Consider the following 12920-nt stretch of genomic DNA (forward strand, 5'->3'; position numbering starts at 1 on the left):
CCGGTTCGGGCGGGGGCGCGGTGACGAGCCAGGGAGTTTCCGGGACCGGTTCGGGCACACGGCCGGTGCCGGTGGGGTGGTGAGTTGCCGGTGGGATGATCAGCCGGTCCCGCTCCTCACCGTCGTCGAATGTGTTGTCAGGCAACCTGCTTCACTCCCTCGAGGGTGTTCTTCGGGGAGCCTGCCCGCGCCCGCGCCAGGGCGAGGTGAGGCGAGGCACGGACAAGCGTCCCCCGAAGGGGTCACGGGCGCGCGGTGTGTTCCGGGGCGTCGATCACGGGGTCGGGATGTATTGCGCGAGTGAGGGTTCCCGCCAGTCGGGCCAGGACATCGCTGATCGCCAGGACGGCGGTCTCGGCGTGCCCGGCGTCGTACTCGCACCAAGTCAGCTGCGCTCCGCGCTGCCGGTAGGCGATCAACGTACGCAGCCCCGCCTGCACAGGCACGATCCGGTCGGTGTGCCCGTGGTACAGGTGCAACGGCACCAGGGGCGCGGTGTGAGCGACAGTCTCGTACGACAGCACCTGCCGCCAGACCGGGTCAGCCCACGGGTCCTCGCGGCGGCACCAGTGCGCCAGCGGCAACCGGACGCGCTCGAAAAGCTCTGTACTGATGCAGTTTTCGGCCTCATTCGCGAAGTTTTGACCTTCGTCGGTCAAGACACGCCGCAAGGGCACGTGAGGGTAAGCGCGAGACAAGCCGATCAGCGCGGCCATGCCGAGGGCGGCGTGGATGCCGTCCTCGGTCGCCGGGCCCAGGGCGGCCAGGTCCGAGGCGACCGCGCCCGCGCACACCCCGCGCAGGTCCAGCTCCGGGGCGTACCGCTGGTGCAACTCCCCGGCCACCGCGACGGCGCGGCCGCCGTCGCCGTATCCCCACGCGGTGACCGGCATGACCGGCAGGTCGCCGTCGAGGCTGTCCAGGTCGGGGATGCGCTGGGCGGCGCGGGCCAGATCCAGCACCACCCGCCCGCCCGCGTGCGAAGCCAGAAACGTATGCGGCCCGACCCCGCTGACACCGAGGCCCTCACCGTCGACGACTGCGACGAACCAGCCCTGGTCCAGGGCCGCTGCGATCGGCGCGGTGTCCGGTGTGTCTCCCAGGGGTAGCCGCTGGGAGGGCGCGCAGGCCCCGCCGAGGCCGTGAAACGGCGGGTAATACACGAGCAGCCCGCCCGCGCCGGGGAGTTGGGTGCTGTCGGTGTCGGGCAGGATCACGATGCCCGAGGCCGGGATGAGTCCCCCGCGCGAATTCGTACTCACGTAGAGGATCTGCCAGGCTCCCCCCACTGTCGGCAGCTGTGGGAGGAAACTGGGGCGCATGCGTAGCAGGTCGCCGGGCAGACGATCAGGCTCGATCGGTGGCGGATCGTAGAAGTCGGTCACGGGGTGCCTCTCTGACAAGGGTCGGGGTCCGGTGGAGTCGTGCAGAACGGGGTGGCACCTGTCCTGCCCGGCGGAGGGGGTACCGGGCAGGACAGGGCATTTCGGGCTGTTTTAGGGGCGAGCGGTCCGGGTCGTGGCGGGCGAGCCGCTCGGACCGGTGGTGAGGGTGTTGATGAGCCGGTCCAGGACGTCCTCGATGGCCTGGGTACGGGTGCGGGAGTGATCGGCCTCGTACTGACGCCAGCTCACTCGCACACCCCCGGCGCGGTACCGGCGAAAAAGCTTGCGGCCGAAAGCGATCGGCACAATCGCGTCGGTGATGCCGTGGTACAGGTGCACCGGCACCGCCGGAACGAGATCCGCGTCGGTGTGTTCGTGCTCGAACACGTGCTGCCACATCGGGTCTTTCCAGACGGTCCGGTCGCACCAGGTGACGAGGCGATGCTGGTATCGCGCGCACAGCATGTCCACGCTCGCTTCCTCGATCGCGGGCAGCAGGGCGTTGCGGACTTCGAGGTTGAACACGTGACGCAGCGGGATGTGCCCGTACGCGTGGGACAGGCCGACCAGGCCCGCCAGCCCGAGCGCGGGCCACGAGCCCTGATCCGCCTTCCGCAGGAACTGCTTCGGGTCGGTGATCACCGCGCCCGCGGCCAGTCCCCGCAGATTCAGCTCCGGTGCGTAGCGGGGCTGCAGCTCGCCCGCCCACATCGCCGCGCGGGCTCCGTCGGCGTATCCCCACGCCACGACCGGTGCGTGCGCGGCGTGCATCGCGGGGATCCGGGCTGCGGCGCGGCCCAGGTCGAGCATCACCTGCCCGGCCGCGCGACCGGCCAGGAAGGTATGCGGGCCCTGCCCGCGCACCCCGAGCCCTTCCCCGTCCACGACCGCGACACGCCAGCCACGAGCCAGGGCGGCGCTGATCTGGGCGGTGTCGGGTTCATCGCCCGCGGCGAGCCGCTGCGACGGCGCACAATCTCCACCCAAACCGTGAAAAGCCGGGTAGTACAACAGAATCGGAGCCAACTCGTCGACAGGTCCGGCGGGAGTGATCACGATCCCGGACACCGGGACCGGCGAGACGCTGCACGTGTTCCGCGACACGTACAACACCTGCCAGGCAGAGCCCGCGCCGGGCAGGCCGGGTGTCGGGGCCGGGCGCAGCCGCAGAATCTCCCCGGGCTGGTGGTGTTCACCCAAGGCAGGCGGGGTGTAGAAGTCGATATCGGATGTTGTTGTGTCGGTCGGTGTTTCGGTGGTTTGCGTGGCAGTCATCGGTGCCCCTCGGTGAGGTCGTGGGCCAGGGCCACCATCCAGGCGATGAGGGCGGGGATCTGGCCGCTGGCGGCGTAGCTGTCATGGCGGGCGACCGTCGTCGCGAAGTGGACCCACACAGCCGGGTTGAGCAGGTCCGCGTCGTCCGCGAGCAGCTGGCCCAATGCACCGGCCAGCTGCCCTGCGAGTTTCGGCAACTCGGCCGGGTGCGCGGTGAGGGTGGCGGCGATCTGCGCCCAACGATCAGCCGCGAGGTGCGCTTGAGCGGGGGTGAGGCTCGGGACGCGCGGGTCACCGGCATCGATCAACCGTTGCGCGAGCGGAGCGCGAGGCGCGTAGTCGACAGTGTCAGGACTCACGCGAACGTCGTTGTCCAGCACGGTAGTCCAGGCATTGCCCAATGTCTGCGAGAGCAGTTGTTGCAGGCTGGATATAGCGGTCAGGGGGTCGGACAGGCGGGCCTGTGCGGCGAGCTCGGCGCCGAAGCGCAACACCGCGGCTCGCTCGGGCCCCGCGCAGGCCACGTCCCCGTCGGCGCAGATATCGGCGACCCTGCGGGCCAGGTCGCCGTACTGCGCACCATCGTCGGCGATACCGCCTCCGGACGGGCCCGGGGCGGTGATCCGCACCCGCGAGACCGCCGCCCCGCTCGTGCCGGGAGCCGGATCCGGCACGCTCTGACCGGGACGGCCACCAGGGAACAGCGGCGAGTTCGCCCGCCGCTCGGGATTCGCCAGCAGCACCACCGCGGCCACCCTCGATGCCGGGACCGGGCCACGCCCCGCCCCAATGTCCCTGGAGACCTGCGCAACCGCCTCCGCACCAGCGGAATACCCGACCAGCGCCAGCTCGGTGCCGTGACAGGTGGACCCCACCTGGACCATGTCGCTGCGCAGGCTCGCGATCGCCGCGCGGACCGAAACCGTGTACGAGTCGCCCGACCCACCCGGCACGATGCCACCGAACCCCGCCGGGAACGCCACATACGCGCGCTGCACCAACCCCGGAGCCGCCGCGACCACCGGACCCAACAACGCGCCCAGCACACTGGTATCAGCAGTCGCGCTCGCAGTCGGGGACGACTGCCCCGTGCCCTGAACCCCGAGAACGAACAGGCGCGGGCATCCCGGGCCGATCGGAACCTGCGCCGCCCCAGCCGATCCCGGCACACACGCGATACTCACGCCGAGGCACACCAACAGCGCCGCCGTCACCTGACGAAACCCAGAGACCCTCACCGCTGGTCCACTCCCACCGCGCCACCGAATCCCGCACCAACGACCCCACCCACAACCGCCCCCAGCGATAGCAGCGGGCGCTCCGGCGATCAACGCCCCGGCCGCTGCCCCGGCCGCCGCGCCAATCGCGGTACCGGCCACACCGCTGGTGACCGTCCCGATCACCGGGACCGCGACCAGAGTGCCCACGGCCGCCCCGGCGATCCCGCCGACCGTGCCACCAACCAGACCGCCGACTACCGCGCCGACCGCTGCGGCCGGGGCTGCGGTGATCGCGCCGCCGATCGCGCCCCCGATCCCGGCACCCGCAGCGGTGGCTCCGGCGACCCGGTCCGAACGACCCGCCGGGACCCCGATCGAGTCCAGAGCGGTGGACACCTGCGCCTCGGCACCGGCAGCGGTGTTGTTGATCGCATCGCGGACCTGCCCCGGAAGCCAAGGCGGCGACGGCACCTCGAACTGCCCGATCCGGATGGTGTCCGGTGGTGGGGCGATCGGCGCAACCGGAGGCACCGGGCGCGGCGGATGCAGATCCGCCACCATCACCGCCGGGACCGGAGCGGACGAGGGCTCCGGTCGCGGGACGGCCCCGTTGCGCACGGAAGCCGGTTGCTCGGGATATGCCGCCGGAGCGGGAGGCGGGGCGGGGGTGTGAGTGCCCGGTTGCATGCCGGTGGTCACTCCGGGCTGACCAGCAATCGGCCCTGCACCCATCCCGGAGGCGACATCGGTGGACGCCAGAACAATGACCACCGGCACCGCACCCGCGACCATCACACGAACCCACCAGGCTCGCGCCTGCTTCACCGGAACACGCGCAGAATTCCGCACGACTGACCCTTCCGGAAGGGAGATCAACGTTGGCGAATGTGTCGAATGAATTCTTGTTTCGGGCATGCCAAATAGACCTTTCAGGGAAAAGGTGGAAGTGATTCACGATGACGCATGAGCAACGCGCCGGACCGGCGCTCCTGGCTGCGGAATCCACGGCCAGGAGCCGCCAGCTAGAAGAGGGGAATTACGGGCGCGGCAGGTAGGGAGCAGCCCACGAAATGACATCGCCTACGAGCGTGGCCACATTGACCGCGATAGCCGATCCGATATCGACCAGCCATAAGACAGTTCCGAAATCCACAACAATTTTCCTTCCGTCGATTTGATGAACCGCCCTCATCAAACCCACGAAACCCGCTGTCGCGCTACCCCCTTCGACGGGTGAATTTCTCACCAGTGAAAAAATCACCACAACAGAATACTCGCCAACCTGCACGGCATACGGAAATTGGTGACAGCATCACCACCGCAAATTTTTTCTCAAAGATGACCCGAAGTGGCCTGCATCACATGCTGGTAGCCCTCCTCCTGCAAGAGCTATCAATCAGCTACTGAAACTTTCAATGAAACGCTGCGCCTTTTCGTTGCTTTGATGATCTAGATCTGATAGCAATGAAGGCATCTCGGGGGAGGTGAACCCTTCAGGATAATGTCCTGGAGGCCCTGAGCGGTAGACCCAAAAGTCATAAATGTAGGAGGGGGTTTGACCATTATGAGTACTTCGGGAGGGTCAGGTACCCCAGTCAATCGTCACGAGCGGGACGACTCGGTGATCAGCCTGGCCAGGTGGGCGCGGGCTGTCCGGGCACGCCACAAGCTCACCCGACGCCAAGCCGAGCATGCCACCGGCATCAGCCCGGATTATCTGAAGAACATCGAACACGGGTGGCTCCCCAGCCAGCAGTACCTCGAGAAATTCATCACCGGATACGACCTGGACGCCGCTCAAACCAGGCTGACCTGGGACCTGTGGCGGCCACCGGTGCCCCTGCCGCCAGCCGATCAGCTCCGCAAACAGATCTGCACACCCGACCGGCTCGAATTCCTGGCCCTGCTCGACTCGGCCGGCATCGCCATCGCCTACATCGACGTGGCCTGGAACATCCTGTGCGCCAACAAAACCTTCTACCGGACCATGCCCGACGCCGGAGCCAACACCGACGGCAACTTCGCGTTATGGGCACTACCACCCGCCCCCGAACCCTCCCCAGCCGAGCCGCTGCTACTGCACCCCCGCCGCGACGCCCGATGGCTCGTCGGCATGCTGCGCGGCGGACTCGGCCGCTACCGCACCAGCCCACAAGTGATCAGCATGTACCAGCAGCTATCACGCAACGCGGTCTTCAACCACCACTGGCAAGACATCCACGTCACCTACGGCCGCTGCCTGCTCCATGAACCCCTCCAACTACGCAACCCCATCACCCGACAGCCATACGCTCTCGACCTGCAAATCACCGAACTTGCCGACATCCCCGCCATCCGAGGCGTCGTCGCCTGGCCACCCCCGCAACCCGCTCCGCCGTAACCGCCCCACCACCATCGTCTCAACCACATGTCGCGACCGATCCAGCGGGCATCCCCAGCGCGTACGGGTCTGCGGGTCCGTGCACCCTGGGGACACCATTCCAGAACAGACCGGGCCCCCGGATGCCGCCAGAGGCTAACCCCGGTCTCTCTGCCCCGCCAGCGGAGCTGTCGCGTTCTGCTGGCGGGAGCTGTGAAGTGGCTCGCACGATGGTTCACCCGGATAGATCCACACCACCCAGATGCCGTGGCGCGCACCGTCGTCGAGTGCTTGCTGGGCGCAGCGTGGCCGGACCGGACACTCGGTCCAGCAGATCTCGATCACCGGAGCAACCACCCGGGCACGCACCCGTCCGCATTGCTCGGGCCACCACATCTCCGGCGGATACCGGCGGCACGCCGCCCGGGTGCACCATTCACGCTGGCTCACCTGGCCATGCGGGTTCACGATTGGTAGTCCGAGGCGATCTCGCGGATGAGTGCGCAAGAGGTGTCCTGCGGCAGCGCTATCCGGCTCAAGTCCGCCACCGCGTCCCGGTACACGCACCGCACCAGCCGGGGGTGATGCCCACAGCGCCCCGTGCGGCGCACCGCTGCGCGGACAGGGACGGGTCGGGTCGCCTGCTCGATGTTCTTCCGGTCTGTCGGTCGGCCCCCTTCTTTTCGCTCACCGTCGGCCAGCACGGAACCAATGGCCAGATCGAAACACTCTGCGGTGGTTAGTGTTTCGCTTGCCATGACATCCTGGGCAGCATCGGAGCCGGGCCGGTCGCCCGGCGCGATAGCAACGACACTCCGCAGGGCCATCCTGGTCGACCGAGCGAGCGTCTGCGGGCAGCCTGCCCAGCCGCGCCGCCGCCAGCACCACCTGCGATGCGCTCCGATACAGCTCAACCACCGCATCCAAGACTTCGGTCGGCACCAATTCGTCATCGGCGGTCACCGGCTCGTCACCCGCCACACCGCCTGCGCGGTCCCCGGCACCCAGGCCAATGCCTGCTCCACCCTGACCAGGATCGTGTCGGTGACCTTGCGATACCCACGCTCCAAATCACCCAATACCCGGGAACTGACACCGGACTTCTCGGCGAGCGCCCCGCGAGTGAGCATGCCCAGCTCACACCGGCGAACGATCACACAGTGCCCCAACCGCACCAGATCCGCGGTAGTGAACGCTACCGGAATCTGCTGCACTGCACCGTTGTCCAATTCCTTGTCGTTGCGCGCCGAGGCACCTCGGGCGCGCGAGCGTGCTGATCGGGTCATCCCACGCCGGGGCCCGGGTGGCGGGGACCGATGGGATAAATACGCCCCTTGGGCGTGCGGGGTTTGCTGAGCGAACTCGACGGGTGGGGCTGGATCCGGCGCGCGTGCCGCACCCAGACACCCATGAATTCACGCAGCCCGCGAGCATGCCGGGCCGTCAAATCAATTTCATACTTCACCTTGTCCAGCTCGAACGTCACCGTCTCCGCAGCCACAGAGACACCATCCAGATCATCGACCAGACTGATCCTCGTCAATTCCACAACAATGCCTTCTTCCCCATGAATTTCTTGTCAAAGCCCCACAGTCGAGGAACTGATAGTCGATGCCGGAGCCGGTGCCGTTGCTGCTGTCGCGGATCGGGATGTGTTGTCGCGCACGGTGAACAGTGCGCGCTCGTCGCGAGCATCGGGTCCGGCGGTGTGAGCGGTCATGATATTTCTCCGGGAGTCGGGGTGGTCCAGTGCGCGATGGCCTCGGCCAGGCGCTCAGCGGCCTGAGCCGGGGACACCGAGGTGGTGTCGATACGCAAATCAGCGGCATCGATCAGCCATTGCGTACGGGCCGCGAAGTAGTCAGGGATCTGCTGCATCCGCCACACCGCAAAATCGGCCATATCCTGGTCGTCGGCGATGCGCCGCTCCAACGCGTCGGCGTCGACATCGATCAGCACGTGATGAAGCGAATGCCCCTGCGCGCGAATGCCGTCGGCGATCTCACGCCAATAATCCTGCCGCAATACGGTCTCCACGATCAGCAGATCCTGACCGGTATCACCAGCGAGCTCGCTGGCCACTATCGGCACGAGCCGCCGCCACAACGGACGGTCCTGGAAATCATCCAACAGCAGGTCAGGGAATTGCCCCTCGAGCATAATCCCCACATGACTCGGATCATACAAACGCCAGTTCCGCTGCGCTGCAACATATTCCATGGCGATACTTGACTTGCCGCTGCCGAAACCACCGTTCAACCAGACACACTCGGACAAAACGCTTTTCCTCCTGAAAATTCGAACCGGATACGCTGACAACGCGTCGCGCCGACCTACCGGCGCTCACGCGCATCGATGGCAGTGCCCGGCGGGGTCGTCGATCCACCTGCGGGTTACAACCGCCTGGGCGTGTTTTCCGTTGCGATGGTGGATCTGCCGCTTTGGTCGGTGGGAGTGCGATGGACCTGCCCGGTCTCATCGACTCGTAGCCACCATCGACGGGGGCGGCTGGCGTGGATACGCGCCAGCCATACCGGTAGCCACCACCCCCACGTCGACACCGTCACCGCCGCATGCAGACCATGCCACGGCTGCCGCCCGGCGATGGTCACCACCGCACTGCTCGCGCTACGCCGCTCTACCATGCACGCACCGCTTTCGGCGAGCTCGGCGATCGCGGCATCGAGAGCGGCACGCGGGGAGCGCACCACCGCGACGGGGTTCGTCGCACGCGGAGATGGGAGCTCCCATTGGGAAACTCGTGGTAGCTGAACGGTGCCGTGGGCCAAGCCATCGATCAGACTGGCGTACCCGTCACCCAACTGCGCCAGAGCGTGCGCCTCAGCGAGCGGCTCGTGGTCCGCGCCTTCGTCATCGGCGACCGCGACCCACAGCGACGCCATCCGCGAAATCACCTGCCCCACAGTCTCCGTCGCTATATGCGCGGGCCGGGTGAGACTGTCGGGAACCGGTGTGGAGCGCTGGCGCACCGCCTCGTCGATCAGCGCCACCCGGCACGCGATCTCCTCCAACCCGGTGATCCACCGCCGCATCAGCCCGGCCCACTGCTCGCCGCGGTCGTGCGGAGCCTCCATGTAGGCGAGCAGGACATTCTGCGCTGCCCGCACACGACAGTGCACATCCACCAGCTCCAGCGCGAGCTCCACGACCTCCGCACACCCGACCCGAGCAGGCAGCGCACCGTCAGCGAACGCGCGCAACAACACCTCCAGCGACGGCAACGCGACATACCTACTCATCGACTGCGCCCCTGGCGCAGGGCACCGGGAGCGACCGAGTCCGCAGGCACCGTGGACTCACCCACCACGGGCTCACCGGCGCACGGACACGAGCCAGCGACAGACTCGGTCACCGCCCGGCCCCCAGACACCGGTGCCACCGCCCCAGCGGCCACCGCCACCGTGCGAACCTGTATCGCCTTGCGGCCGCGACGACCCGAGCCGATCTTGTACGTGACCGCATCGCCAGCATCGGGCGGATACGCGCCCCGGTCACACAAGCCCGTGAAGTGCACAAAGATGTCAGCCCCACCTGCGCTGGGAGTGATGAAACCGAATCCGCGTTGCCGGTCATAGAACTTCACCACCCCGGTGTTCATCGAGCTCATCGAGACACACCCTCCTCCGTCGCAGCGAATGTTTCGAGCCACTCACGCAGCCCCGATTCCTGGGGGTCCGCGATCAGGGTGCGCAGCCGATGCCAGGCGCGGCAGATCTGTTCGCCATCCGCCGGGACCGGGGCCGGGGCACCGTGATTACGCAACTCCGTCGCCGCGCCCACTCGGAAGTGCTCATCGCAGAACTTCAACGCGTTCAGATACTGCGCCAACGACGTGGTCGGCTCTCGCCACGGCCCCCACGCCACGGGCGCGTAGTGCGCCCAATACCGGTGGAACCCGAGCCGAGCCAGATCGTCCATGCGCTGCTGCGCCTGCGGATCACCGATCAGCCCCAAGTATTCAATCCAGGCTCTCCTGATCACGTGCCCATCGCGAGGAAACGCCGCCGGAATCGGTGCACGCACCAAAGCGCACGCATCCTCGACAGATAGCGTCTCCCACCCCCGCATCCGTTCACGGTAGAGCTGGATAGGCGTGAGCTCCCCCTCGCCTTGTTCATCGACCAGACCCATAACAATCCTCTCTCGCCTCACCCGAGATCAGCAGATACGAAACCGACAGCGGCACATCGCCATCCGTCCACGTGATCGAGGGGAACGTGCCCTCCAACAACGCCTGCGCTGCGGTGTCCAGATGGTCGTTGACGAACCGGTGCAGGTTGTCGAACTCCGCTGGATCCCGTACTCTGGCGCGGCAGTGCGCCGCCCACACATCCAGGGCCTCACGGTCCTCGGGCAAGGTGAAACTGCGCACCTCACCAGCGATTCGTCCGAACAAATACGCATCCACACCACATCACCCAGCCCTGACACCCGGCACGGACACCGACGCACCGTGGCGCGCGTGATGCATGCACGCCACCGCAACCACCGCCACGCCACTGACCAGCACAGCCAGGCAGAGCGCCACCACCGCGAAGATCACAATATTTCGAAGCTGCCGATCGGTATAGCTCACTCTCTCACTCCATGTCTTCACGTACGTCCGCAGCCGATATGACTGCGGCACAACAGGTTTCGATACAGATGCACACCGTCGTCGGTGAGCCAGTACACCGGCTCACGACGAGGCCCAGCGGTGTGCGACGTCCCGGACTCCGCGTAGCCGCCGTCCAGCAGCCAGCGGAGCGCGGCAACAGTGGATCCGAGACTGAAACTGCCCGCAAGACTGCGGGCCGAGATCGGCTTCCCGATCAACCCCAACGCCCGAACAGTCCGGATCAGACTGCGCGAGAACTCCGCGCGATCACCGACAGGATCCGACACCCGATCCATCCCGCCGATCCGCTAGGTCATCCGGCGTGAATGCTGTTGGCCTGGAGACACTTCCGGCCTCAACACGCTGCGCGGATCGCATCCCCCGCTCGAGCATGGACCCTTGTAGGCCACGCACGAGCGGCCCGCGGTCCCGATCGGCCATGGCACACGGTCTCCCCTTGTCAATCCCACCGCCGTCCCGTCCCACGGATACTCACCGAGATGTGTGGAGCCGGTGACAACCACGCCCAGAATTCGGCCCGCACCTTGTCCCACAACGGACCCAGCGCCGGAAAACGCTCCCGCGCGGCCACCAGATCAGTACCCGGCGCGAACATCACATCCGGCCCCACCCCGCCAGAGATGTTGTGCACCTGCACGATTTCGATCTTCTTGTCATCCAAGTGCGTGGGCCGCCACGTCGCCTCGAGCCCATCGGCCTCGGTGTGATGCACCTCGTCCATGACTGTCGCCTCCACCGCGCTACACGGTCTCGACAGCACACATCATCGGCCGCACATCCTCAGCGCCCGAACAACTCTCGTGCACCCGCACCCACGTCTCGGGCGGCACGACAGTCTCGAGATCGAACAGCTCGCACACCCGCGCGGGCGAATGATCCACCGCGGCCAGGTCATAGACCACAACCACATCCGCACCCAGCCCAGCCGCGATCCCCAGCGCGTACCCGACCGGGCCAGCGTGATCCTGCGGCGGCCTGACCATATAGACAAGCTCGTACCCCAACTTGATCGCATGACGCCGCACCTCGTCCGCATGCCGCGGCGCATCCAATCCCGACACCTCAGGACGCACCACACCGACCGCCTTGGGCCGATCTGCCCCTGTCGCTGCATCTGGTTGCACTGCCTGTTCGTTCATCGTTCCGACGCCTTCGGTCGATGGGATAGATGTGCCAGTTGCCGCCAGGGCCGCACCCCTCTTGGCATCATGCCTGATTGCCCTCGTGAGCATCATTCTTGCTGGTGGTAGGCAGTACATCAGACATAGTGACCATAGATTTCTAAAAACTAGATGTCAATGATCTGTCGAATATAAGCTGTTTGGCGTGCTGGTAGTATGCGCACAACCTAGAGAAGGGACTCGTCGCATGGCACCGCTTTCACCCGTGGTCGCGCGCTGGGAGTTGATGCTTCGCCTGCGGGAACGACGCAAGGACCTGGGCGTCACTCCCGCCACCATCGCGAAGCGGCTCCATATCTCCAGCGGCTACTGGGCCCACATCGAAGGTGAGCGGAACCTCCTCTCAGAAGCCAAACTGAAACAGCTACTGCCGCTGCTGGAGTTCGACCAAGCCGAGACCCAGGAACTACTCGACCTCCGTCTGGCCGCGAAGGAACGCGGCTGGTGGGCCCAATACTCCGGCCTGATGGGTACGGAGCTCATGCGCCTGTACGGGCTGGAGCACGGCGCGGTCAGCATCCGAACCTTCGAAAGTGTCGTCATACCAGGGCTTTTGCAATGCAAGTCCTACGCTCGCGCGCTGATTGCGTCCTCGATGGCAAATGTCCGAGCCGCCGAGGTGGACCAGCGCGTCGCCGTCCGATTGCGCCGTCAGCAAAGGCTAAACGGCGACCATCCCCTCCACCTCACGGCGGTAATCGGGCAAACTGCACTGGTTCAACAGACCGGAGGACCGGCTGTGCTACGTGAGCAGCTCAACCATCTGATCGACGCAATCGAACAGCACGCCGACACGATCGACCTACGAGTCATCCCGTTCGACTCCCCCGAAGGCAACGTGCTCGGCGGGGCGACGTTTCA

General features: G+C 66.4%; 18 protein-coding genes. 2 read left to right on the forward strand and 16 right to left on the reverse strand.

Annotated elements, in window-relative coordinates; genetic code table 11:
• Positions 1 to 242: 242 nt before the first annotated feature.
• From NM2_RS45905 to NM2_RS49990, 4 genes are all read right to left on the reverse strand, one after another.
• Complete coding sequence (locus NM2_RS45905) at positions 243 to 1385, reverse strand: lipase family protein (protein WP_067683797.1); 1143 nt, start codon at positions 1383 to 1385, stop codon at positions 243 to 245.
• 111 nt (positions 1386 to 1496) lie between these two features.
• A complete protein-coding gene (locus tag NM2_RS45910; protein ID WP_067683800.1) occupies positions 1497 to 2660 on the reverse strand; it encodes a lipase family protein in 1164 nt (387 codons plus the stop codon).
• Positions 2657 to 4729, reverse strand: a complete 2073-nt coding sequence (locus NM2_RS45915) for a cutinase family protein (RefSeq protein WP_245718575.1) — start codon at positions 4727 to 4729, stop codon at positions 2657 to 2659. The genes NM2_RS45910 and NM2_RS45915 overlap by 4 nt, the downstream gene beginning before the upstream one ends.
• A 187-nt stretch (positions 4730 to 4916) precedes the next feature.
• On the reverse strand, positions 4917 to 5141 hold the full coding sequence (locus NM2_RS49990) for a hypothetical protein (protein WP_157122017.1): 225 nt from the start codon (positions 5139 to 5141) through the stop codon (positions 4917 to 4919).
• Positions 5142 to 5444: 303 nt separating this feature from the next.
• Here NM2_RS49990 and NM2_RS45920 point away from each other — a divergent pair, with 303 nt between their 5' ends.
• Positions 5445 to 6260, forward strand: a complete 816-nt coding sequence (locus NM2_RS45920; protein ID WP_084532373.1) for a helix-turn-helix domain-containing protein — start codon at positions 5445 to 5447, stop codon at positions 6258 to 6260.
• Between the two features lie 135 nt (positions 6261 to 6395).
• On the opposite strand, the gene NM2_RS53275 is transcribed toward NM2_RS45920, so the two are convergent.
• The 12 genes from NM2_RS53275 to NM2_RS45975 form a co-directional block, all read right to left on the reverse strand.
• Positions 6396 to 6806, reverse strand: a complete 411-nt coding sequence (locus NM2_RS53275; RefSeq protein ID WP_369690374.1) for a WhiB family transcriptional regulator — start codon at positions 6804 to 6806, stop codon at positions 6396 to 6398.
• Between the two features lie 392 nt (positions 6807 to 7198).
• Positions 7199 to 7525: a helix-turn-helix domain-containing protein gene (locus NM2_RS51150; protein WP_067683810.1), complete on the reverse strand. Its 327-nt coding sequence runs from the start codon at positions 7523 to 7525 to the stop codon at positions 7199 to 7201.
• Complete coding sequence (locus tag NM2_RS45935; protein ID WP_067683813.1) at positions 7522 to 7788, reverse strand: Lsr2 dimerization domain-containing protein; 267 nt, start codon at positions 7786 to 7788, stop codon at positions 7522 to 7524. The genes NM2_RS51150 and NM2_RS45935 overlap by 4 nt, the downstream gene beginning before the upstream one ends.
• Positions 7789 to 7955: 167 nt before the next feature.
• Positions 7956 to 8498: an AAA family ATPase gene (locus NM2_RS45940; protein ID WP_157122022.1), complete on the reverse strand. Its 543-nt coding sequence runs from the start codon at positions 8496 to 8498 to the stop codon at positions 7956 to 7958.
• 134 nt (positions 8499 to 8632) lie between these two features.
• Positions 8633 to 9499 (reverse strand): hypothetical protein, encoded by an 867-nt coding sequence (locus NM2_RS45945; protein WP_067683820.1) that lies wholly within the window; start codon positions 9497 to 9499, stop codon positions 8633 to 8635.
• Entirely contained in the window at positions 9496 to 9867 is a 372-nt protein-coding gene (locus tag NM2_RS45950) for a cold-shock protein (RefSeq protein ID WP_067683823.1), read from the reverse strand. The genes NM2_RS45945 and NM2_RS45950 overlap by 4 nt, the downstream gene beginning before the upstream one ends.
• Positions 9864 to 10214 (reverse strand): hypothetical protein, encoded by a 351-nt coding sequence (locus NM2_RS45955; protein WP_157122025.1) that lies wholly within the window; start codon positions 10212 to 10214, stop codon positions 9864 to 9866. The genes NM2_RS45950 and NM2_RS45955 overlap by 4 nt, the downstream gene beginning before the upstream one ends.
• Before the next feature lie 160 nt (positions 10215 to 10374).
• Positions 10375 to 10668 carry a hypothetical protein gene (locus NM2_RS45960; RefSeq protein ID WP_067683827.1) on the reverse strand — a complete coding sequence of 98 codons (294 nt, stop codon included), beginning with the start codon at positions 10666 to 10668 and terminating at the stop codon, positions 10375 to 10377.
• 6 nt (positions 10669 to 10674) lie between these two features.
• Complete coding sequence (locus NM2_RS50000; protein ID WP_157122028.1) at positions 10675 to 10836, reverse strand: hypothetical protein; 162 nt, start codon at positions 10834 to 10836, stop codon at positions 10675 to 10677.
• A 17-nt stretch (positions 10837 to 10853) separates the two neighbouring features.
• Positions 10854 to 11144 carry a hypothetical protein gene (locus tag NM2_RS45965; RefSeq protein ID WP_157122031.1) on the reverse strand — a complete coding sequence of 97 codons (291 nt, stop codon included), beginning with the start codon at positions 11142 to 11144 and terminating at the stop codon, positions 10854 to 10856.
• A 173-nt stretch (positions 11145 to 11317) separates the two neighbouring features.
• Positions 11318 to 11599, reverse strand: coding sequence for a hypothetical protein (locus NM2_RS45970; protein ID WP_067683833.1), 282 nt, complete (start codon positions 11597 to 11599; stop codon positions 11318 to 11320).
• 19 nt (positions 11600 to 11618) lie between these two features.
• A complete protein-coding gene (locus tag NM2_RS45975) occupies positions 11619 to 11954 on the reverse strand; it encodes a hypothetical protein (protein WP_157122033.1) in 336 nt (111 codons plus the stop codon).
• A 292-nt stretch (positions 11955 to 12246) separates the two neighbouring features.
• Between NM2_RS45975 and NM2_RS45980 the strand changes: the two genes are divergently transcribed.
• Positions 12247 to 12920, forward strand: a 674-nt coding sequence (locus NM2_RS45980) for a helix-turn-helix domain-containing protein (protein ID WP_084532383.1), incomplete at its 3' end; no start/stop codon positions are given.

The organism is Nocardia miyunensis NBRC 108239, assembly GCF_001613065.1.
Taxonomy (GTDB): Bacteria; Actinomycetota; Actinomycetes; order Mycobacteriales; family Mycobacteriaceae; genus Nocardia; species Nocardia miyunensis.